Origin of the sequence: Pedobacter suwonensis, from assembly GCF_044762335.1 — a bacterium.
Lineage (GTDB): Bacteria > Bacteroidota > Bacteroidia > Sphingobacteriales > Sphingobacteriaceae > Pedobacter.
Map to the genome: position 1 here is coordinate 53084 of NZ_JBIWEB010000014.1, position 21959 is coordinate 75042.

The 21959-nt window shown below is 38.3% G+C and carries 20 protein-coding genes and 1 tRNA gene; 15 read left to right on the forward strand and 6 right to left on the reverse strand.

The genetic code is table 11. From position 1 onward, the window contains the following. Positions 1-62: 62 nt before the first annotated feature. The 4 genes from ACIQXP_RS18970 (at position 63) to ACIQXP_RS18985 (ending at position 6804) form a co-directional block, all read left to right on the forward strand. The gene (locus ACIQXP_RS18970) at positions 63-1049 is read left to right on the forward strand and encodes a pyruvate dehydrogenase complex E1 component subunit beta (protein ID WP_090982977.1); all 987 of its coding nucleotides are present in this window, start codon (positions 63-65) and stop codon (positions 1047-1049) included. 194 nt (positions 1050-1243) lie between these two features. Next, on the forward strand, positions 1244-3478 hold the full coding sequence (locus tag ACIQXP_RS18975; RefSeq protein ID WP_387506784.1) for an alpha-N-acetylglucosaminidase: 2235 nt from the start codon (positions 1244-1246) through the stop codon (positions 3476-3478). Between the two features lie 33 nt (positions 3479-3511). Then, complete coding sequence (locus ACIQXP_RS18980) at positions 3512-3880, forward strand: iron chaperone (protein ID WP_387506782.1); 369 nt, start codon at positions 3512-3514, stop codon at positions 3878-3880. Between the two features lie 629 nt (positions 3881-4509). Then, a complete protein-coding gene (locus ACIQXP_RS18985; protein ID WP_387506780.1) occupies positions 4510-6804 on the forward strand; it encodes a Tex family protein in 2295 nt (764 codons plus the stop codon). 63 nt (positions 6805-6867) lie between these two features. On the opposite strand, the gene ACIQXP_RS18990 is transcribed toward ACIQXP_RS18985, so the two are convergent. Further along, a complete protein-coding gene (locus tag ACIQXP_RS18990) occupies positions 6868-7323 on the reverse strand; it encodes a hypothetical protein (RefSeq protein WP_090982971.1) in 456 nt (151 codons plus the stop codon). Positions 7324-7596: 273 nt separating this feature from the next. Next, positions 7597-8676 carry a mechanosensitive ion channel family protein gene (locus ACIQXP_RS18995; protein WP_387506778.1) on the reverse strand — a complete coding sequence of 360 codons (1080 nt, stop codon included), beginning with the start codon at positions 8674-8676 and terminating at the stop codon, positions 7597-7599. 148 nt (positions 8677-8824) lie between these two features. On the opposite strand from ACIQXP_RS18995, the gene pnuC reads away from it, so the two are divergent. The 10 genes from pnuC to frr all read left to right on the forward strand — a co-directional run bounded on the left by pnuC (position 8825) and on the right by frr (position 16761). Next, positions 8825-9505: a nicotinamide riboside transporter PnuC gene (gene pnuC / locus ACIQXP_RS19000; protein WP_387506775.1), complete on the forward strand. Its 681-nt coding sequence runs from the start codon at positions 8825-8827 to the stop codon at positions 9503-9505. A gap of 56 nt (positions 9506-9561) precedes the next feature. Further along, positions 9562-10095: an ORF6N domain-containing protein gene (locus ACIQXP_RS19005; RefSeq protein WP_293743264.1), complete on the forward strand. Its 534-nt coding sequence runs from the start codon at positions 9562-9564 to the stop codon at positions 10093-10095. Between the two features lie 364 nt (positions 10096-10459). Then, on the forward strand, positions 10460-10903 hold the full coding sequence (rplM, locus tag ACIQXP_RS19010; RefSeq protein ID WP_039481184.1) for a 50S ribosomal protein L13: 444 nt from the start codon (positions 10460-10462) through the stop codon (positions 10901-10903). Between the two features lie 3 nt (positions 10904-10906). Further along, positions 10907-11293 carry a 30S ribosomal protein S9 gene (rpsI, locus tag ACIQXP_RS19015; RefSeq protein ID WP_039481187.1) on the forward strand — a complete coding sequence of 129 codons (387 nt, stop codon included), beginning with the start codon at positions 10907-10909 and terminating at the stop codon, positions 11291-11293. An 18-nt stretch (positions 11294-11311) separates the two neighbouring features. After that, a complete protein-coding gene (rpsB, locus tag ACIQXP_RS19020; protein ID WP_090982964.1) occupies positions 11312-12145 on the forward strand; it encodes a 30S ribosomal protein S2 in 834 nt (277 codons plus the stop codon). A gap of 129 nt (positions 12146-12274) precedes the next feature. Continuing rightward, positions 12275-13120: a translation elongation factor Ts gene (gene tsf, locus ACIQXP_RS19025; protein ID WP_293743265.1), complete on the forward strand. Its 846-nt coding sequence runs from the start codon at positions 12275-12277 to the stop codon at positions 13118-13120. A gap of 146 nt (positions 13121-13266) precedes the next feature. Further along, positions 13267-14358 (forward strand): N-acetylglucosamine-6-phosphate deacetylase, encoded by a 1092-nt coding sequence (gene nagA, locus ACIQXP_RS19030; RefSeq protein ID WP_387506771.1) that lies wholly within the window; start codon positions 13267-13269, stop codon positions 14356-14358. Positions 14359-14368: 10 nt separating this feature from the next. Next, positions 14369-15331 carry an MBL fold metallo-hydrolase gene (locus ACIQXP_RS19035; RefSeq protein WP_387506768.1) on the forward strand — a complete coding sequence of 321 codons (963 nt, stop codon included), beginning with the start codon at positions 14369-14371 and terminating at the stop codon, positions 15329-15331. 123 nt (positions 15332-15454) lie between these two features. Then, a complete protein-coding gene (pyrH, locus tag ACIQXP_RS19040) occupies positions 15455-16159 on the forward strand; it encodes a UMP kinase (protein WP_090982955.1) in 705 nt (234 codons plus the stop codon). 38 nt (positions 16160-16197) lie between these two features. After that, complete coding sequence (gene frr, locus ACIQXP_RS19045; RefSeq protein WP_293743268.1) at positions 16198-16761, forward strand: ribosome recycling factor; 564 nt, start codon at positions 16198-16200, stop codon at positions 16759-16761. Positions 16762-16817: 56 nt separating this feature from the next. On the opposite strand, the gene ACIQXP_RS19050 is transcribed toward frr, so the two are convergent. Both ACIQXP_RS19050 and ACIQXP_RS19055 read right to left on the reverse strand, forming a co-directional pair. Then, positions 16818-17846, reverse strand: a complete 1029-nt coding sequence (locus ACIQXP_RS19050) for a LacI family DNA-binding transcriptional regulator (RefSeq protein ID WP_293743269.1) — start codon at positions 17844-17846, stop codon at positions 16818-16820. A 136-nt stretch (positions 17847-17982) separates the two neighbouring features. Further along, positions 17983-18127 (reverse strand) — tRNA-Asp (locus ACIQXP_RS19055). Between the two features lie 345 nt (positions 18128-18472). On the opposite strand from ACIQXP_RS19055, the gene ACIQXP_RS19060 reads away from it, so the two are divergent. Next, complete coding sequence (locus ACIQXP_RS19060) at positions 18473-18949, forward strand: Lrp/AsnC ligand binding domain-containing protein (protein ID WP_025145395.1); 477 nt, start codon at positions 18473-18475, stop codon at positions 18947-18949. Positions 18950-19559: 610 nt separating this feature from the next. Here ACIQXP_RS19060 and feoB read toward each other — a convergent pair. Together feoB and ACIQXP_RS19070 are read right to left on the reverse strand one after the other, a co-directional pair. Continuing rightward, complete coding sequence (gene feoB / locus ACIQXP_RS19065) at positions 19560-21668, reverse strand: ferrous iron transport protein B (RefSeq protein WP_387506763.1); 2109 nt, start codon at positions 21666-21668, stop codon at positions 19560-19562. 11 nt (positions 21669-21679) lie between these two features. After that, on the reverse strand, positions 21680-21895 hold the full coding sequence (locus ACIQXP_RS19070; protein ID WP_055913318.1) for a FeoA family protein: 216 nt from the start codon (positions 21893-21895) through the stop codon (positions 21680-21682). Between the last annotated feature and the right edge of the window lie 64 nt (positions 21896-21959).

A 21959-nucleotide genomic window follows, 5' to 3' on the forward strand; every position in this document is an offset into this window, starting at 1 on the left:
ATTTTAGCCTTTGGTTTCAAAGCGATTAATAATTATATTTGCCACCGTTATTAAAATTTACAATGAGAGAAATCCAATTTAGAGAAGCACTTCGCGAAGCCATGAGCGAAGAAATGCGTAAAGATGACCGCGTTTTTTTATTAGGTGAAGAAGTAGCAGAATATAACGGTGCATACAAAGTAAGTCAGGGTATGCTTGATGAATTTGGCGCAAAACGAATTATCGATACCCCGATTGCCGAATTAGGTTTCGCAGGTATTGCAACTGGTGCAGCTACAGCTGGCCTTATTCCAATTGTAGAGTTCATGACATTTAACTTCTCTTTAGTTGCAATCGATCAGATCATCAACGGAGCGGCTAAAATCTTATCAATGAGCGGTGGTCAGTTTTCATGCCCTATGGTTTTCCGTGGTCCAACCGGTAACGCAGGTCAGTTAGGTGCACAACACTCTCAAAATTTCGAGAACTGGTATGCTAACACACCAGGTTTAAAAGTGGTGGTTCCGGCTACTCCTTATGATGCAAAAGGTTTATTAAAACAATCCATCCTTGATCCGGATCCGGTTATTTTTATGGAATCAGAAGTGATGTATGGCGATAAAGGCGATGTTCCTGCAGAAGAATACTATATCGAACTTGGTAAAGCTAAAGTAACCAAAGAAGGCACGGATGTAACCATTGTAACTTTTGGTAAAATGTTAACACGTGTGGTAAATCCTGCTGTAGAAGAGTTAGCCAAAGAAGGAATTAACGTTGAAGTGATTGATTTACGTACAGTACGTCCTATTGATTATGCAACCATTATCGAATCGGTTAAAAAAACAAACCGTTTGGTTGTGGTGGAAGAGGCTTGGCCGTTAGCGTCGCTTTCCGGTGAGATTGCCTTCATGGTACAAAAACATGCATTCGATTATTTAGATGCACCAGTTCTACGTATTACCTGTGCAGATGTTCCACTTCCATATTCACCAACTTTAATTGCAGCGAGTCTACCAAATGCTGAACGTGTTGTTAAAGCGGTAAAAGAAGTAATGTACGTTAAAAAGTAGAATATCATCCGATAGTTTATTGGTTCTGAGCATAACGAAGAACCTATTTAGATATAAATCCTCCAAGCAACTTGGGGGATTTTTTTTTACAGTAACATTAAAATATCAAATCATCCCAACTTATTAACCAGTTTAAGGAATAATTCTTTGCGTTTAAAAAAAAATGATTTATTTGTGTAACCAAAAAAGCTCTAATGAAAACTATTAAAATTTGTGTTGCACTTTGTTTATTCATCCTAACTATCAATGAAAATCTATTTGCTGTTAACCAATTAGTAAATCGTTTTTCCAATACGCAAGCTTCTGAAGTCTATTCCCTTATAGAACGTATTTTGCCTGGTCATTCAAACTCCTTCCTAATCGAAACTATTGCTGATAAGAAAGGGGTTGATAGTTTCTATTTAGCTAGTCAGAATGATAAAATTTTAATTAAAGGAACTAATACTCTATCGATAGCTAAGGGCTTAAACCATTATCTTAAAACATATTGTCATACATCAATAACATGGTATGCGAATGATAAAATCGAGATTCCAAAACAATTCCCAAAAGTTTCAAGTCCGGTTGCCGAAGTTTGTAGATTCGAAAATCGGTTTTTCTTAAATTATTGCACATTCGGCTATACCACTTTATGGTGGAAATGGAGAGATTGGGAGAGACTAATTGACTGGATGGCACTGAACGGTATAAACATGCCCCTTGCGATAACCGGACAAGAATATGTCTGGCAGAAGGTATGGAAGAAATTTGGCATGACGGAGGCCCAAAGCAGGGCATTTTTTACTGGTCCATCTCACTTGGCATGGCAAAGAATGGGCAACCTGGACAGATGGTTAGGCCCATTGCCACAAAGTTTTATCGATAATCAATTTGAGCTTCAGAAACAGATCTTGAAAAGAGAGCGCAGCTTCGGAATGAAACCAGTTCTTCCTGCTTTCGCGGGCCATGTTCCATTTGACTTAAAACAAAAGTTCCCTAATATCAAGTTAACAAACCTGGGTTCGTACGATACAGGGAAACAAAATGATGCTTATTTTCTAGATCCGATGGATCCGTTGTTTATTAAGATACAGAAAGCATACCTGACAGAACAACAGAAGTTATTCGGAACTGACCACTTTTACGGTGCTGATCCGTTTAATGAGATGGATCCGCCTAGCTGGAAACCAGGCTATTTAGCAAATGTTGCAAGAACCATCTATAGTGGAATGAAAGCGGTTGATAAAGATGCGGTTTGGATCCAAATGGGTTGGACTTTTTATTATGACCGAAAGCATTGGAACAATCCTACTTTAGAAGCTATGATAAAGGCGGTACCGAAGAACAAAATGATAATTTTAGAATATTTTGGAGAGAAAGCAGAGTTATGGAGAACAACAGATGCCTTTTTTGATGCTCCTTATATTTGGTGTTATCTGGGAAATTTCGGCGGAAATACTCAGTTAGCAGCTCCATTATTGAAAGTATCAAAGCTTCTTCCAGCTGCCGAAAAAGATCCAAACAAAAGACAGATGACAGGTATTGGAACAACACTTGAAGGTTTCGGAGTGAACGATTTTATGTTTGAATGGTTATTTGACTATGCATGGAATGCTAATGCAGAAAATACTACAAAGTGGATTAAAGATTACGCAAACAGCCGCACTGGAAATAAAGATGAAATTATTGAAGCAGGTTGGGCTAAATTACTTCCATTGATTTACAACAGCCAGGTATCTGGAGTTGGTCTGGGCAATATCATCCAATCGAAACCGATGTTAAAAAGAAATGGTTCATACTCTTCTTTAAGCAGTTATGATTATTTAGCACTAGCCTCAATTTTACCTGTTTTCCTAAAAGCGAATGAAGAGTCGAATAGGAACGCTCGCTTTGAACGTGATTTAGTTATGCTAGAAAAACAGGTACTGGTAAATTTAGCATTATCATTTAGAGATACCATTGCAAAGGCATACTACGCAAAAGACGAAAAATTATTTAACCAATACACACAACATTTTTTATCCCTATGTGATGATGTGAATAGCTTAACGGCAACGCAAAGTGAATTAATGCTTGGAAAATGGATAGACGATGCCAGGAGCTTTGGAAAAACTGATGAAGAGAAAAATTACTACGAAAAAAGTGCAAGGGTACTCATTACAACCTGGGGTGGCGAAGGAAATGGAATTACAGATTATGCTGCAAAAGATTGGTCAGGTTTAATAGCCACTTACTATAAACCAAGGTGGGAACTATTTTTCGATGAATTAAGAACGACTATTAAATCAGGAAATGAACCCGACATGGCCAGTTTCGACAAAAAGCGTGCAAAATTTGATTGGGAATGGACCGATAAAAATCACAGCACGCAATCTTTTTCTCCAACCCCCACGCCAAACGCTATTAAAGTTTGTGAAGATTTATATAAAAAATGGATACTATATCTTTAAATTGAACAGGGTTTAAATAAAATCACCTACAGGATGATGGAGAAAACAGAACCAAAAACCATCGACGAATATATTGCACTATTTCCAATAAAAACGCAGGAAATGTTACAGCAGATTCGAAAAAGCATACAAAATGCAGCACCGGATGCAGTGGAAACAATCAGCTACAAAATGCCGGCCTTTAAGCAAAACAAGGTTTTGGTATATTTCGCTGCTTATGAAAAACATATTGGCTTTTATCCCACCGGCGATGGAATCGAGGCCTTTAAAGCTGAATTTTCCGAATTTAAATGGAGTAAAGGTGCTGTTCAGTTTCCTTTGAACGAGCCTTTACCTCTAGACTTAATTACCAGAATCACAAAATTTAAAGCGGAAAAAGATTTGGAAAAAGTAAAAAAATAAAATCATCAAATGATAGGCTACCTTATTAGCGAATTGGCTAGCGACCTGTTAGCACGATGGTACTATGTTTAAGGCGCTGAAATATATACAGGATGACGATCATGATAGAATATTAATCACATTAAAATTATTATTCTTAACATCTTCCCTTTCGACGATAACATCATATTGAAATATTGATTCCCCGAAAAATATCTTTTATTTTTTTCGCCTATTTTTCTTATCGTTAGTCTTCATAGGATTTTCACCATCTAAATAATCTTTTCCTGTTTCCGACTTTATCCAGGCATATCTGGCAGTCACGCAATGAGGGCAAAAGTATTTTTTTATAGGGAGGAAAAAAAGTAGATTTTTTATCAACCAAGGCCTAGGTATTTGATAGTGATATGGTGTGTTGCATTTCCAACATCGGGGATATAAATTAGACATCAATTTTTAAAGTTATGTATTCGGTTAGCCCGATTTAGAAAGACAAATACTGTGCCAATAGTAGAATCACGTTAAAGGATCTTAATCATATCTATCTCAACTGTTTTTTATACAACTGAACTTTTCCACTACTATTCGTGGAAAAATTGGTCTCAAAAATCCCGCAAATCCTGATTAGCTTTGCTACCTTAATTTAGGATATGTTAACTCACCATAAAATAATTGCAGCCGAATTAAAAGTTGCAGAAAAACAAATAACTGCAACCGTAAATCTATTAGATGAAGGCGCAACTGTTCCGTTTATTTCCCGTTACCGTAAAGAGGCGACCGGCAGCTTAGATGAGGTCGAAGTGGCCGCAATCCGCGATCGGGTTTTGCAATTACGTGATTTGGACAAACGCCGCGAAGCGATTTTAAAATCGATGACCGAGCTAGGCAAGTTAACACCCGAACTTGAGGAACAGATTAACCAGGCGGAAACCATTTCACTTCTTGAAGATATTTACCTGCCTTATAAGCCGAAACGTAAGACACGTGCATCGGTTGCTAGAGAAAAAGGATTAGAACCTTTGGCTTTACAAATTCTCGAACAGCGCGACTTTGACCTTGCTGCTGAAGCCAATAAATTTGTCGATCCCGAAAAAGCGGTGAATTCGCTTGATGAAGCTTTAGCTGGCGCAAGAGATATTATTGCCGAGATGATCGCTGAAAATGCAGAGGCGCGCGACAAAATGCGGACTTATTTCCAGGAAAAGGCTGTTTTTAAATCAGAAGTAATCAAAGGTAAAGAAGAGGAGGGTATTAAATATAAGGATTACTTTGAATGGAGTGAGCCGGTTAAAACAGCCGCATCCCACCGTGTTTTGGCCATGCGCCGGGGCGAAAAAGAGCTGATTTTAAGACTAGATGCACTTCCGCCGGTTGAAGAGGCCATCTCTATCCTCGAAAACCAGTTTATTGCAGGCAATAATGCGGCTTCCAAACAGGTACAGCAAGCTTTAGAAGATGGCTACAAGCGCTTACTTGAGCCTGCCATGGAAACAGAATTGCGTGTTTTTACCAAACAAAAAGCAGATGAAGAAGCCATCCGCGTTTTTGCCGAAAATGCACGCCAATTGTTATTGGCAGCTCCGATGGGACAAAAAAATGTTATGGCTATCGATCCGGGATTCCGTACCGGTTGTAAGGTGGTTTGCCTAGATAAACAAGGTCAGTTGTTAGAGAATACAGCAATTTATCCGCATACCGGACAGGGAAATGTGAAAAACGCCGAATTTACTATCCGGCAACTTTGCGAAAAGCATAATATTGAAGCTATAGCGATTGGTAACGGCACTGCCGGAAGGGAAACTGAAGCTTTTGTCAGAACATTAAATCTACCTAATATTACCATAGTGATGGTTAACGAAAGTGGTGCTTCAATTTATTCGGCATCAGAAGTGGCCAGAGAAGAGTTCCCTACGCATGACATTACTGTTCGTGGAGCCGTTTCAATTGGTCGCCGTTTAATGGATCCGTTGGCCGAACTGGTTAAAATTGATCCAAAATCCATAGGTGTTGGCCAATATCAGCACGATGTTGATCAGAATAAATTGCAGGCAAGTTTAGATGATACCGTAATTAGTGCGGTAAATGCGGTGGGAGTAGAATTAAATACCGCTTCAAAACAGATCTTAGCATACGTTTCCGGCTTAGGGCCAGCTTTAGCAAAAAACATTGTTGATTATAGGAACACCCATGGTGCTTTTAAAAACCGCGAAAGTTTAAAAAAGGTACCGCGGTTAGGTGATAAAGCTTATGAGCAGGCAGCGGGTTTCTTACGTATCCGCAATGCCGAAAATGTTTTGGATACCAGCGGTGTGCACCCCGAACGTTATGCAGTAGTAGATCAAATGGCTAAAGACCTTGGCACTACGGTGTCTGCTTTAATGAAAGATGCGCAATTGCAAAAACAGATTAAACTACAGCAATATGTTACAACCGAAATCGGTTTACCAACATTAACAGATATTTTAAAAGAATTGGCAAAGCCCGGTCGTGATCCACGCAAACAGTTTGAGGCTTTTAATTTTACCGATGGAGTGAATGAGATTTCTGATTTGAAAGTAGGGATGAAACTTCCAGGCATTGTAACCAACATTACCAATTTTGGAGCTTTTGTTGATATTGGCGTACACCAGGATGGCTTGGTACACACCAGTCAGCTGGCAAACCGTTTTGTCGCTAATCCAAATGACGTATTAAAAGTGCACCAAAAAGTCGAAGTTACGGTGATGGAAGTTGACGTAGCCCGTAAAAGGATTTCGTTGTCAATGAAGACTGAAGCTAATCCGAAGTCAGAAGTCCGGAATCGGCAGCCGAAGGAGCAGAAACCTAAGCAGAATTTCAAATCTAATAATAATAACAAACCAAACTTCAAGCCGCGTAATGAACCAAAAGATGCTGATGGTGATTTACAGGAAAAATTGGCAAAACTGAAAGGGATGTTCAAATAATTTAGTTACTGAGCGGCACAGGTAAGCTTGTGCCGCTTCAGTTAGAGAATTACTGGAGCGCAATTAATAATCGAACTGGTGGGTATAATCTTTATTAACATCAACGGTAACCCCATCATCATTGGTGACCACTTTGCCATCGATCTCCGCTTTATAACTGATCTGATAACTGGCATTAAAATTAATACACTGCGCACTTGCACTAATCACATCAACTGGCAATATGGTCTCTATTACATAGGTTTTGGTACTCCCCGTAAAATCGTCTTTACCTAAAGAAATAGCAGCCTCATTGTTTCTGGTCACGCCATTTACCTTCCAGATGGTTTTAGTGCCTTTAGTATCACCGCCTACAATTACGAAAGAAACGTAATCGTCTGTTGCATTCACACCGTTTGCAGTAATGGTAAATTTTGCAGTTTTACCACTTTTTGAAGGAGTTGTTTCTGAATCCTTTTTACAAGAAAACAGTAGCGAAAAAACAAGAGCAAGAGATAATAATGTTGAAATTTTTTTCATAGGTTTTTAGTCTTTTTCTTAGCGATTATGCCAATTAAGTGCCAAGACTAATTACTATAATTAAAATACTATGTTCCCGGTAATCGGAACTACCTGTTTTTAGGTAGTTTTTCGATAACATCTTATTATTTAATGTTTATTATGACATACAATGTCCTAAAATTACAGTTGCGAAAAACAGATTTACAATCACTAACACGGACTCAACAGCTGCTAAAAGGTTTAAATCTGCCATGCGAATTGAATAATTACCCGTTCTGTTTGATTTTGAAACTACAACCCCGCAAACTTATCCCGAAGCTCAAATCTTTTTTTAGGTAAACTATCAGGATAGTTTTGCTGAATAAAAGCAATCATTGCTTCCCTTACATAGCACCTTAAATCAAAAGCCCTCGATGAATTCGAAGCGCTCATCAAAAAACGAACCTCGATGGTTCCGTCTTTAATACTGTCGGTAACCTGTACAACATTTACCCTTTTATCCCACAAAGGATTTTCATTCAGCAATCTTGTTAATTCCTGTCGCATTGGTTCAATCGGAATTGTATAATCAAGATATAAAAAAACTGTTCCGAGCAGATCAGCCGAAACACGTGTCCAGTTTTGGAATGGCTTTTCGATAAAATAGGTAATTGGCAGGATTAAACGTCTTTGGTCCCAGATATTAACGACTACATAGGTTAATGTAATTTCTTCTACCTTACCCCACTCCCCTTCCACAATCAACACATCATCGATTCTTATCGGCTGGGTAAAGGCAATCTGAAAACCGGCCAATAAATTACCAAGCGATTTCTGTGCTGCAAAACCGATGATAATCCCTCCTATACCAACGCCTGTAAGCAGCCCCGCCCCGATTTTTCGCATGCTTTCAAAACTCAACAGAATGATAGCAATAGTAACCAAAATAATAAGTGAAACAATAAACTTTCGCACAAACTGCAACTGTGTTCTTATTTTACGCTCTTTTAAATTATTTTCTTTGTTTAGATCATATTTCAGGTAAAAATAGTCTTCTAAAACGTTAATGGCCCGCACCAAAATCAGCGCAAAAATAATCGTGAGGGCGATCTCCAATGCCTTGCTCATTGGAAGGCGGTAGGCCGGCGACATCTCCATCAGCGTTAAGGAAAAATTGAGGAACAGTAAAGGAATAAAAAAAGCAATAGGCCTCTTCAAATGCTTTACTGTAGATTTAATAATAATAAAATCCCACCAGCGAGAAAGCAGGATAAAAGTTTTATGAATAATAAACCTGATTAAAATACCAAGAAATACCGCTATAAAACCAATAATGAGGTTCTTGAAAAACAAAGGAATAGGGAAACCGAAAAGCTTGTCGAGATACTGCATAAACGAAATTTGCTGGTTAATAAATGTGGCGGTAAGCCATTTGACATTGTTTATAACAGCCAGATTTTTGGATTGTTTGTCAATACAAAACCATTAGCCGCAAATAAATTATCTACATTAGCATTTTATACATCCTCAAAAGATAAACATGAATTTCTTCGATGCCCACAGTATATTTTTCACAGTTTTTGGCTATAAATTGAGCTATCTGGAATTTTTCGCTGTAATTACGGGAATCGTTTCTGTTGTCCTGTCAGCAAAAGCCAGTGTCTGGAGCTGGCCCGTAGGCATTATAAATGTATTTTTATCCGCCTTTTTATATTATCAAAGTCAGCTTTATCCTGATATGTTTCTAATGGTTTTCTTTTTTGTAACCAACATAATGGGCTGGTGGCGATGGACAAACCCAAAACCCGAAGAAGAAGATAGAAACAAGGAGCTTAAAATCAGCTTTATGCCACTACGGCAATTTATGTATTTATTGTCCGTTGGCATTTTTGGCACATTATTAATAGGCACTTTGGCTGGCCAGCTCCACAATTGGCTGCCCCTATTATTTAATTTGCCCAGTGCTTACCCTTTTATTGATTCATTTATTTTTGTAATGAGTGTAATCACCACTTTCCTAATGATCCAAAAAAGAGTAGAATGTTGGATCATCTGGCTGATAATTGATATTGTTGCTACCTATCTCTATTTCCTAAAAGGGATTAAATTTATGGGAATTGAATATATCATCTTTACCATTATTGCAGGCTTTGCCTTATGGAACTGGATTAAGGAATACAAGGGTTACAGTAAAACAATATCGAATACTGAAGATTTATAGATCTGATTTCGACTTACAAAACATTTTTTTATCTTTAACTTAAATCCTAAAATGATATGACAGCGAAACAGATGCTTCCTATCATCCCTGATAATATAGTAGTTAATAAAATTTACGGGTTAAGAGGCCTAAAAGTGATGCTGGATAGTGATCTGGCGGAGTTGTATGGCGTAGAGACTAAACGTGTCAATGAGCAGGTTGGTAGAAATCCTGATCGGTTCCCAGAAGATTTCATGTTTCAACTGACTGATGAAGAGTGGTTAAACTTGAAGTCGCAAATTGCGACTTCAAGTTGGGGCGGTAGAAGAAAACTTCCTTTTGTTTTTACCGAACATGGCATACTGATGCTGTCAAGCGTATTAAACAGCAAGCAGGCTATCCAGGTAAATATCCAGATTGTCAGGATTTTCTCCCGAATACGGCAATTTATTATTGACAGCGGTGAACTTAAACTTGAAATCGAAGAAATTAAGCAAAAAGTAAGCAATCAGGATAAAAACATCGAACTGGTTTTTACCTATCTGGATAAACTCATTGATAAGAAAATCGAACCAAGGAAAAGAATTGGATATATGCCTGATGATCTGTAATAGCCGCATATAATCCGGTAATATTTGCTAAGCAGGATTGCAATGATATCCTGGTAATATGCATTAGCTTATTCACGATGTCATTCGGAGACACGAAGCATCAGTAAATGATGAACAGTTGTTTTAAAGCTCAGCAGGCAGCAAATTAAGATTGGCGTAAACCCGATGGAAGCAACCAGAAAAGCTGTGGTTTTGCTTTAACAGAAAAACTATTGCATTTTTTATCGCTGCGTTATTCACAGTAAAGATATTTTATATCAAAAATTTTCCTTCCAACTATTTGATAATAAAAGTATTCTATCTATCTTTGCAGTCCCAAATTTAATGGGAATAATAAATTGTTTAATAAATTAAATACAAGCAAGTGAATACGTTAAGTTACAAAACTGTCTCGGCCAATGCTAAAACTGTAAACAAACAGTGGATTGTTGTTGATGCGGAAGGCGAGATTTTGGGGCGCTTGTCATCGAAGATCGCTATGATCATCCGTGGTAAAAACAAGCCTGAGTACACCCCACACGTAGACTGCGGTGATAACGTTATTGTTATTAATGCAGACAAGGTTAAATTGACAGGAAACAAATTCAGCGAAAAGCAATATGTTTCTTACACTGGTTATCCAGGTGGTCAACGTTTTATTTCTCCTAAGGAATTAATGGCGAAACACCCTCAACGTGTAATCGAGAAAGCGGTACGTGGTATGTTACCGAAAACTAAATTGGGTAAAAAATTATACACCAATCTTTTTGTGTATGCTGGTGCAAACCACCCTCATGCAGCTCAATCTCCAAAAACCATTAAACTTTAAGAAATGTCAGTTACTAACACTTCAGGAAGAAGAAAAACAGCTGTTGCACGTATCTACTTAAAAGATGGTGCTGGCGCAATTACCGTTAACGGTAAAGATCACAAAGAATATTTCCCTACTTTACCTTTACAATATATCGTAAACCAAAGTTTAGAAGTTGCTGAACTTGCTGGCCGTTATGATATTACTGTAAACGTACAAGGTGGTGGAGTAAAAGGACAAGCAGAAGCTGTTCGTTTAGCTATTGCTAAAGCGATTGTTGAACTAGATGCGGAGAAAAAACCTGCATTACGTGCTAAAGGCCTGATGACGCGTGATATGCGTATGGTTGAGCGTAAAAAACCAGGACGTGCTAAAGCCCGTAAGAAATTCCAATTCAGTAAACGTTAATCACAGGAGGCAACAACAATGGCAAGAACAACTTATCAAGACTTATTGGATGCAGGTGTACACTTTGGTCACCTTACCCGTAAATGGAATCCAAAAATGGCTCCTTACATTTTCATGGAGCGTAATGGCATTCACATTATAGATTTAAATAAAACTTTAACTAAAACTGAAGAGGCTGCGGCTGCGATCAAACAAATCGTAAAATCAGGTCGTAAAGTATTATTTGTTTCAACAAAAAAACAAGCAAAGGGAATCGTAGCTGAACAAGCTAAAAAAGTAAACATGCCTTTCGTAACCGAGCGTTGGTTAGGTGGTATGTTAACTAACTTTGCTACTGTTCGCAAGTCAATCAAAAAGATGTCTAACATCGATAAAATGACTAAAGACGGTACTTATTCGATCTTATCTAAAAAAGAGCGTTTAATGATTCAACGTGAGCGTATTAAATTAGAATCACTTTTAGGTGGTATTGCTGATTTAAACCGTTTACCTGCTGCTTTATTCTTAATCGACGTTAAGAAAGAACACATCGCGGTAACTGAAGCGTTAAAATTAAACATCCCTACTTTTGCGATGGTTGATACTAACTCTGACCCTTCTAATATCGATTTCCCGATTCCGGCAAATGATGATGCTACAAAATCTATCTCTTTAATCACTGATGTAATCATCAAAGCGATTGAAGAAGGTTTGGAAGAACGTAAACGCGAAAAAGATGATGAGGCAGAGAAAGAAGCTGTAGCCGCTAAAGCAGCAGCTGATGCTCCTGAATCAAAAGAGCCTAGACGTAAAAAAGCTGCTGAGGCAGAAGTTGAAGCGTCAGCATCAGAAGAAACTAAAACAGAAGAATAGTAATATTTTTTAATTGCAGGTTACTGGTTTCAGGTTTTAAGTTGGCTTAACATGAGTTTAACTTGGCGCTTGTAACTTGTAACCTGTAATTGTTATAATAAGATTGTAAAATTTAAAAGAGGAAATAAAATGTCTACAGTACAAATTACTGCCGCAGATGTAAATAAACTACGCCAACAAACTGGTGCTGGTATGATGGATTGCAAAAAAGCTTTATTAGAAGCTAATGGCGATTTCGAAGCTGCTGTTGATTTATTACGTAAAAAAGGTCAAAAAGTATCTGCTGCCCGTTCAGGTAATGCTACTTCTGAAGGCTTAGTGTCAATTGCTGTTTCAGCAGATGGTACTAATGGTAAATTAGTTGCTTTGGCTTGTGAAACTGAACCAGTTTCTAAAGTTGAAGATTTCCGTAATTTAGCTCAGGCTGTTTTAGCTGCCGCAGTTGCAAACAATCCTGCTACTACTGAAGAATTATCAGCAATTACTTTGGAAGATGGACGTACAGTTGCTGAAACCATTACTGAATTAACCGGTAAAATCGGAGAGAAAATTGTTATTCAGGAATATGCAAATATCTCTGGCGAAAAAATCGTTTCTTATATCCACTCTAATGGTAAAATGGGTGTTTTAGTAGTATTTGAAGGTGCTAATGGCGCAGATATTACTGAAGCTGGTAAAGATGTTGCGATGCAAATTGCTGCAATGAACCCAGTTGCTGTTGACAAGGATGGTGTTGATCCGGCTACTATCGAACGCGAAATCGAGATTGCGAAAGATGTTATCCGTCAGGAAGGCAAACCAGAAGAAATGGTAGAAAAAATTGCTGCCGGTAAATTGAACAAGTTCTACAAAGACAGCACTTTATTAAACCAGGAGTTTGTTAAAGATAGCTCTATGGATGTGCGTAAATTTTTAGATAATACTGCTAAAGGTTTAACTGTATCTGCTTTCAAACGCGTACAATTAGGTGCATAAGCATTTATAAAAATATATTTAGAAGCCTCAAGAAATTGAGGCTTTTTTTTTGCATTGCAATTCCAAACCTTGAATTAAAGTACCACGATATAGCTACAATATTTAACTTTGAAATCTATAAGCTAAACCTACTTAAACATTTCGATATGCATAAAGTAATATCCAATACTTCTTATTTTCAGGACGACATTTTAATAGAGAACCAGGACATCGTAATTGATGGCACGATCATTTCAGGCCTTATCGAAAGCAGCAATGAGAAAAACGGATCTTCGCTGGTTGTGCCTGGTTTTATTGACTTACAGATTTATGGTGCAGGCGAAAGGTTATTCTCTGCCGATCCAACTGTCGAATCATTAACCATAATGGAAGATGACCTGCTTAAAAAAGGTACAACCGGTTTCTTAGCCTGTATGGCAACAAATTCTCAGGAAGTTTTTAATGAGTGCATCAAAGCAGCCAAAGCACATCGATCAACAGCAAAAAATTGCTTAGGATTACATCTGGAAGGACCATTTTTGAATCCAAAACGTTTAGGTGCACATGTACCTGCGTTTGTCAGGAAGGCCTCGCTTGATGAGATTAAAAAATTAATCGATTTTGGGGATGGTGTGATTAAAATGATGACCATTGCACCAGAATTGCAGGATGATGAGGTAATTCAATACCTGCTTGATCATGGAGTGGTGGTTTCGCTTGGCCATAGTAATGCGACTTTTGAAGAGGCTACAGCCGCTTATAATAAAGGCATCCAAACCACAACCCACCTGTTTAATGCCATGAGTCCCATCCATCATCGCGAGCCCGGGATACCAACAGCAGTGTTCAGTCATGATAAGGCTATGGCCAGTATTATTGCTGATGGACAACACGTAGATTTCGAAGTGATTAAATTTGCGCAGAAAATATTAAAAGAACGTTTGTTTCTTATTACTGATGCCGTTACATCCTGTTCTACCGGACCATATCAACACGTCGAAAAAGGGAACAAATTTGTGATGCCCGATGGCACACTATCGGGTTCGTCGCTAACCATGTTAGAAGCCGTTAAAAATTGTGTATCACATTGCGATATCAGTTTGAATGAGGCAATAAAAATGGGAACCCTGTATCCTGCGAAATTAATTGGCATTGACAAATTCACCTCATGTATAAGTGTCGGGCAACAGGCAAACCTCTTACTCATTGATGATCATTTTAATTTAAAAGAGGTCATATTTCATGGTAAAACGGTATAAAGCATTCAATATGGTAAAAAAAATAGCTGCGACATTTTTATTCTTGTCAATTTGCGCCGTTAATTCCTGGGGGCAACAAACAAATACCGCTTTTTCCATAATACCACTTGGCGTAAAGGGTGGCGATGACGAGAGCAATTTATCCTGCTATATGATTGCGCCAGAAGGCAGCAATAACTATGTCTGCCTTGATGCAGGCACCGTCAATGCAGGTATTCAAAAGGCAATTAATCGTAGGTCGCTTAACGGCACCAGCGAAGAAACTCAGCGTAAACTGATTAAAGGGTATTTGATTTCGCATGCGCATTTAGACCATGTGGCAGGTTTAATAATCAACTCACCTGCTGATACTGCAAAAAAGATTTATGGAATTCCTTCCGTGCTTGGCATTTTAAGTGATAAATATTTTACATGGGATGCCTGGGCCAATTTTGCCAACGAAGGCGAAAAACCACAGTTAAAAAAGTATACTTATTTCCCCCTGATGGAAGGCAATACCTATCCGCTGGAAGGTACAGAAATGAAAGTGAAAGCTTTTGAACTGAGCCATGGTAATCCTTATAAAAGTACTGCTTTTCTCATTAGCCATGGTAATAGCTATGTACTTTACCTTGGAGATACCGGTGCCGACAAAATTGAGCAATCGGATAAACTCTTTAAATTGTGGCAGGCAGTAGCACCACTGGTCAATTCCGGACAGTTAAAAGCAATATTCCTCGAAGTTTCTTTCCCAAATGAACAGCCCGACAAACAATTGTTCGGACACCTTACGCCAGAACTTTTTTTTGCTGAACTATCCAACCTTGAAGCTTTAACCAATGAAAAAGTATTTAGAAAAGTTTCTTTTGTTATCACGCATATCAAACCCCCTCTGCAAACAGCAGAAAAAGTAAAGCAACAATTGATTTCCGGCAACAAAAAGCATTTAAAATTAATCTTCCCCGAACAAGGGAGGCGCTTAAAAATCAATTAAAACAGGAGCACTATTTGATGGTATTGCCCTTTTCTTTTAAAATCAATATTTCTATTTAAATATTTACATCAATTATTAAAAACCATAGCCAGGTATTAAAAAAATGTTAATATTTTTGGGGCCATGAAATATAAACGCATCCTACTTAAGCTTAGTGGAGAATCACTAATGGGCACAAAACAATATGGAATTGATAATGAACGCGTTAAACAATATGCTGAAGATATCAAGGCTGTACACGATAAAGGTTTAGAAATCGCAATCGTTATTGGAGGAGGAAATATTTTTCGAGGCCTGAGCGCCGAAAAAAGTGGGATGGACAGGGCACAGGCAGATTATATGGGTATGTTGGCTACAGTAATCAACTCTATGGCCTTGCAAGATGCTTTAGAGAAAGTTGGTATCAAGACACGTTTACTTACTGCCATTAAAATGGAGCAGATTTGCGAACCATTTATCCGCAGAAGAGCTGTTCGGCATTTAGAGAAAGGCCGTGTGGTTATTTTTGGTGCAGGAACCGGCAACCCATACTTTACAACAGATTCTGCTGCCGCTTTACGTGCTATAGAAATCAAAGCCGATGTTGTGCTAAAAGGAACACGTGTAGACGGTATTTATACTGCAGATCCTGAAAAAGATCCATTGGCTACTAAATACGAAGAAATTTCTTTTAGAGAAGTTTACAATAAAGGCCTTAATGTTATGGATATGACAGCTTTCACCCTTTGCGAAGAAAACCAATTGCCAATTATTGTGTTTGATATGAACAAACATGGCAATTTTATGAAAATCGCTAGTGGCGAACCGATTGGAACACTGGTTAAATAAGGTATAAAAATATTATTTTCGTAGAAATAGACACAATTATGAACGACCTCATACAATTACAATTAATGGATGCTCAATCTGCAATGGAAAGGGCCATCGATCATTGTGAATCTGAATTAACTAAAATCAGGGCTGGTAAAGCATCAGCTGGAATGTTGGATGGTATTTTCGTAGATTATTATGGTGCAGCTACAGCATTGTCACAGGTAGCGAGTATCAATACGCCTGATGCCAGGACCATCGTCATCCAACCCTGGGAAAAATCGCTTTTAACAGCGATTGAAAAAGCTATCCAGATAGCCAATATTGGCATCAACCCGCAAAATGATGGTATCGTTATCCGCCTGGTTGTTCCACCGTTAACTGAAGAGCGCAGAAAAGAATTGGTAAAAAAGGTGAAAGAAGAAGCCGAAAGAGGTCGTATTACCGTTCGCAATATCCGCAAAGATGCCAATACCAAAATTCAGAAATTAAAGGGTGAAGGCGTATCTGATGACGAAATTAAAACAGGAGAGGGAGAGGTACAAAAATTAACTGATGCCTACATCATCAAAGTTGATAAACATGCCGAAGCTAAAGAAAAAGATGTAATGACCGTTTAATCTTTACAAAAATAAAGAATTGGGAATAGACTTAAACTATTCCCTTTTTTATGCCCCTATTTTTTAGCGCTGGAACCCCTAACATTTAATATGGTGGGCAATGAAACCTGCGTTATCTTTTCGGCAGACTTACTGCCCTTTTTAAGTTTTTTCAATAGAATCTTCATTACGTTTTCTGCAATGGCTTCAAGAGGTTGAGCAATCGCTGTAACCGGGGGTTCACAAAATTCCAAAATTTCAAAATCATCAAAGGAAACAACAGCAATGTCCTGATGAATCTGAATACCTAGTTTCCTAAACGTTCTCAAACCATCCAGGCAAATATAGTTAGCGGCAAATAACACGGCGTCAAGTTGCTTCTCGGCCTTAAAAAAATCGATCATTTCCTTAATCGATTCAGCAGAGTTTACATAATTGATCTTCTTGACAATTGCAGGCAGGTTGTATTTCTCAACAGCCTTTTCGTAACCAGCCAAACGATCAACCATCTGTTGCTGAACGGTATCAATGGTTACAAAACCGATATTTTTATAGTGGTTTTTAATAAGGTGTTCAATGGCATTGTAGGTGCTGTTCTCGTTATCAATAATGACATAATCGGTTTTAACATCCTGTACATACCGATCAAACAACACTACCGGAGCATCTGTCTGGATCAGTTTTTTCACCTCTTCTTCCAACCCTTCAGGTAAAGCCATAATGTAGCCGTCAACATGCCTGTCTTTAAAAATATGGAGCAGTTCAATCGCCTTTTCAGTATCGTTTCTGGTACTGCTAAATAAGATTTTATATCCCAGGCTCGAAGCAATTTCATCAATCCTGCGTGCTATCCCGGCAAAAAAAGGCTCAGAAATATCATCAACCAGGAAACCTATAATTTTCGTTTTGCCTGTTCTTAAACTTGTTGCGAGGGCATTGGGATGATAATTTAGTTCGGCCACCAGGTCTAAGACCTTTTTAGTGAGCGATTCACTGATGTTTTTTTCCCTTGCTTTCCCATTAATCACAAAAGAAACAGTTGTGATGGAGATATTTAACTGTTTAGCAATGTCTTTAATTGAAATGCGTTTCTTTATCACAGGCATTAAGCGAATAAATTTGATTGTTAATATAACAATATATCATATAAATATAGAATGATATGATGAAATGACCTAAAAATAAAAAAGAGCAACCTATCCAGGATTGCTCGATTAACTAACTTATTATTCATAAAAAATGCTGTTGGGGAAGGAGTCGAACCTTCAAGGGGTAGTTAGCTACAGTTCAAAAAATTAATTTGTGGTCAACCCAATAAACTGCGTTTGTCCCATTATTCCCCACCACCGAGACAAGGAGGCGTGTCTGCCAATTTCACCACCCAACATTTTAGTCTGTAGTCCAAAGTCTGCAGTCGTAAGTCTACTAAAGACTATAGACTCTTGACTTAGGACTAAAGCAGCTGTAGGGGAAGGAATCGAACCTTCAAGGAGTGGTTGGTACCAAAACTGGTATATTCCCATTATTCTCCGCCACCGAGACAAGGAGGTGTGTCTGCCTGTTTCACCACCCTACATTATGTTTAACAATTTTGAAAGAACGTTTCCTTTTTGTTAATTGCTTGATACAAATGTAAAGGAACAACCAATACCTTGCAAATATTTTAAACATTTAATTTTATTTTTATAATATTAATAAATATTTGTAATTTCGCTTATCATAATTCAAAAATATGCTTAAAAAAGACAATTCCAATTTAGAAATTGACAACCTCGATATCGATATATTGAAGCAATTGATGCAGGATGCCACTAAACCGTATACAGAAATTGCCAAAGATCTTATCGTTTCCGGCGGAACGATCCATGTTAGGATGAAGAAACTGCAAGAAATGGGCATTATAAAAGGATCCCACCTCATCATTGATCCGCAAAAGGCAGGATATGATATTTGTGCATTTCTGGGTATTTATCTCGAAAAAGGAATCCAGTATAAAGATGCAGTTGCACAGCTAAGCAAAATTAAGGAGGTGGTAGAATTACATTACACTACCGGAGCATACAGTATGTTCGCCAAAATTATCTGCAGAGACACCAATCACTTGCGCCATGTTTTAAATGAAGAAATACAGGCGGTAAACGGCATACAACGTACAGAAACTTTAATATCATTGGAGGAAAGCATTAAGCGGCAGATCGAATTGGGGTAAGCGGATAGACTAAAGTAAAAAGGCTTCATTAAGAACAACATACTTTAAACCTTATCTATCTTAAATGGTAGTAATGCTTTGGGTTTTCGTGATGCTTATTGGAAATTAATGCTCAGTGTGGCTTCGGAAACTGCAGTCCCGTTATCCGCTATAGTCCCGATGAAAAAATCGGGAGCTGCCGCTACTACCGGGTTTAGGAACAAAGATTTGTGCAGATAAGCACCCAGCCCAAAATAGCACTACTTAACGGACCGCCTGGACCTGATTGGAGTGAACATCACGATTTTTTCATCGTGATAAAAAGAAAAGCGGGGAGAAACTTTAATAATGCACAGCGCCTGCGCTCCAAATCCAAATCATGATCATATTTTTTTTGATAATGCCCTTTGACTGCTCTCTATCAAAAACAGATCAAAAAATATCGTCATTGCGAGAAGGAACGACGAAGCAATCTTTCCCGGCAAACGAACCTTACTGTAAAGCTTGCTACGTCGACTGAAAAGCCTTCTTATATTGACAATTTATTCAGGAGATCTGTAACGATAAATTCTCCTATTATCTACATTAATTTTTATGCACAACAAATCATCGTTCGAAAGGACGCACTTATTTATTTCAGCAACTGGTAAGCAACCAGGGCAGCAATATATGCCATAGCCGTCATATAGGCCAGCTGGATTACCGGCCACTTCCAACCCTTGGTTTCGCGGTAAACAATAGCAACTGTGCTCATACACTGCATGGCAAAAGCATAAAAAAGCATCAGCGAAATACCAGTAGCAAAAGTATAAATTGGCAAGCCCGTACGGCTGTTTACCGAGGCAGACATGCGCTCCCTTATAGTTGAGGTATCTTCATCACCACCATCAACACTATAAATGGTAGCCATTGTACCAACAAACGCTTCACGGGCGGCAAATGAAGTAATTAAACCTATGCCAATTTTCCAGTCATAACCCAACGGACGGATAACAGGCTCTATCCAGTGTCCAAGAATACCTACATAGGAGTTTTCCAATTTTTCGGTTGCCACCAGGGTTTTAATGTGATCGGTATTTTTTGTCGTATCAGCCAGGGCCAATTCGTATTTTTTATCAATGTTTTCAAAGCGGTTGCCCGGTCCGAAAGAAGCCATTACCCAAAGGATGATGGAAATGGCAATGATTACCTTACCGGCCTCGAACACAAAAGTTTTTGATTTTTCATACATGGTGTAAAACACGTTTTTCCATCTTGGCATACGGTAAACCGGCAGCTCCATGATAAAATAAGACCTTTCTTTCGTTTTAATGATAAATTTCATTACCCATGCTACCAATACCGCAGCAATAATCCCTACCAGATACATAACCATCAGCGCCAGGCCTTGCAGGTTAAAAATGCCAAGAACGGTTTTTGATGGAATAATTAATGAAATGATTAAAATATATACCGGGAGTCTTGCCGAACAACTTACCAGTGGCGTAACCATGATGGTAATCATTCTATCTTTCCAATTTTCAATATTTCGGGCAGCCATAATAGAAGGTACAGCACAGGCTAAACCGCCAATCATCGGTACAACAGATTTGCCGTTGAGTCCAACCTTGCTCATCACTTTATCCATCATAAAGGTAACACGAGCCATATAACCCGTATCTTCCAAAACAGATATGAATGCGAAAAGAATAGCAATTTGTGGAATGAAAACAAAAATGCCACCCAAACCGGCAATTACACCATCCAACAACAAATCGGTAAGCATGCCTTCCGGCAAGTATTCATGCCCTATGCTGGTTATAAATCCAAAACCAGTTTCGATCCACTCCATCGGATAGGATGACCAGGCAAATATTGCATTGAAAATTACAAAAAGGATAAGCATAAAAATGGCAAATCCCCAGACTTTATGGGTTAAAACAGCGTCTAGCTTATTACTAAAAGAAAATTTCTTTTCGGTGCCTTTATCAATAACCACATCAGATAAAACAGTGCCGAGATATTTATATCTGGCAATGGTTTCCGCAGCCTGAATTTTAGAAGATTCGAAATGGTGAGACTGTTCAATATGTTCAATTTCTTCCTGTTCTTTTTCGGTGAAGAAGGTTAAATGTTCATGCTGATGTAATACCTGCAGTGCATAATAATCATTGTCTGAATTCAGCTTCGTCTTTATGGCATTAATGGCCTCCGGAGCAAGGAAGTTCACGTCTATATCCTGATACTGCGTGGCAATTTTATTGGTATTGGCAATAGCCTGTTTTAGCCTGTCAATCCCGATATTATTTCTTGCCGAAATGGAAACTACCTGGATACCCAATTTTTCGGATAGTTTATCCAGATTGATTTCAATCCCCTGCTTGGCGGAAAGATCGATCATATTAAGCGCCAAAATGATTGGGATACCCAAATCTGCCACTTGAGAATATAAAAGCATGTTACGCTTTAAATTCGAAGCATCGGCAATAAGTACAATCACATCAGGATGACTATTGTTCTTTTTATCGGCAAGTACCTGAAAAACGATACTTTCATCAGTACTCTTTGGATATAAGCTATATGTTCCCGGTAAATCAATAACCTCAGCTTCTTTACCATTTTCGAGTTTTGTAAAACCCGTTTTTTTATCAACAGTGATACCCGGAAAGTTTCCAATTTTTTGATTTAACCCTGTTAAACGATTAAATAAAGTAGATTTACCTGTATTGGGATTACCAACTAATGCAACTTTAATATCCAAACCCAGCTTTTTTATTGAATAATAATAACATCAGCTTCACTTTTACGCAAACAAAGCTGATAACCAGCCACACGGATCGCCATAGGATCGCCCAGAGGAGCAAAACGTTCCACCTCTACTACCTCACCCGGTAAGCAGCCCATCTCCATCAACTTTACAGACATATCCAAATCTGTAAAGGCTACAATTGTTCCCTTTTCTCCAACTTTTAGGTGCGACAGTTTCATGTGCTAAATTTGTCGCAAGTTAGCCTTTCTTTAGATTTATTCCAAATAAGATAATGCGGTGGGG

Excerpts from the sequence above, each read along its gene's own strand:
- ACIQXP_RS18970 (WP_090982977.1), top strand. The coding sequence starts at position 63 with ATGAGAGAAATCCAATTTAGAGAAGCACTTCGCGAAGCCATGAGCGAA.
- ACIQXP_RS18975 (WP_387506784.1), top strand. The coding sequence starts at position 1,244 with ATGAAAACTATTAAAATTTGTGTTGCACTTTGTTTATTCATCCTAACT.
- ACIQXP_RS18980 (WP_387506782.1), top strand. The coding sequence starts at position 3,512 with ATGATGGAGAAAACAGAACCAAAAACCATCGACGAATATATTGCACTA.
- ACIQXP_RS18985 (WP_387506780.1), top strand. The coding sequence starts at position 4,510 with ATGTTAACTCACCATAAAATAATTGCAGCCGAATTAAAAGTTGCAGAA.
- ACIQXP_RS18990 (WP_090982971.1), bottom strand. The coding sequence starts at position 7,323 with ATGAAAAAAATTTCAACATTATTATCTCTTGCTCTTGTTTTTTCGCTA.
- ACIQXP_RS18995 (WP_387506778.1), bottom strand. The coding sequence starts at position 8,676 with ATGCAGTATCTCGACAAGCTTTTCGGTTTCCCTATTCCTTTGTTTTTC.
- pnuC (WP_387506775.1), top strand. The coding sequence starts at position 8,825 with ATGAATTTCTTCGATGCCCACAGTATATTTTTCACAGTTTTTGGCTAT.
- ACIQXP_RS19005 (WP_293743264.1), top strand. The coding sequence starts at position 9,562 with ATGACAGCGAAACAGATGCTTCCTATCATCCCTGATAATATAGTAGTT.
- rpsI (WP_039481187.1), top strand. The coding sequence starts at position 10,907 with ATGTCAGTTACTAACACTTCAGGAAGAAGAAAAACAGCTGTTGCACGT.
- rpsB (WP_090982964.1), top strand. The coding sequence starts at position 11,312 with ATGGCAAGAACAACTTATCAAGACTTATTGGATGCAGGTGTACACTTT.
- tsf (WP_293743265.1), top strand. The coding sequence starts at position 12,275 with ATGTCTACAGTACAAATTACTGCCGCAGATGTAAATAAACTACGCCAA.
- nagA (WP_387506771.1), top strand. The coding sequence starts at position 13,267 with ATGCATAAAGTAATATCCAATACTTCTTATTTTCAGGACGACATTTTA.
- ACIQXP_RS19035 (WP_387506768.1), top strand. The coding sequence starts at position 14,369 with ATGGTAAAAAAAATAGCTGCGACATTTTTATTCTTGTCAATTTGCGCC.
- pyrH (WP_090982955.1), top strand. The coding sequence starts at position 15,455 with ATGAAATATAAACGCATCCTACTTAAGCTTAGTGGAGAATCACTAATG.
- frr (WP_293743268.1), top strand. The coding sequence starts at position 16,198 with ATGAACGACCTCATACAATTACAATTAATGGATGCTCAATCTGCAATG.
- ACIQXP_RS19050 (WP_293743269.1), bottom strand. The coding sequence starts at position 17,846 with ATGCCTGTGATAAAGAAACGCATTTCAATTAAAGACATTGCTAAACAG.
- ACIQXP_RS19060 (WP_025145395.1), top strand. The coding sequence starts at position 18,473 with ATGCTTAAAAAAGACAATTCCAATTTAGAAATTGACAACCTCGATATC.
- ACIQXP_RS19070 (WP_055913318.1), bottom strand. The coding sequence starts at position 21,895 with ATGAAACTGTCGCACCTAAAAGTTGGAGAAAAGGGAACAATTGTAGCC.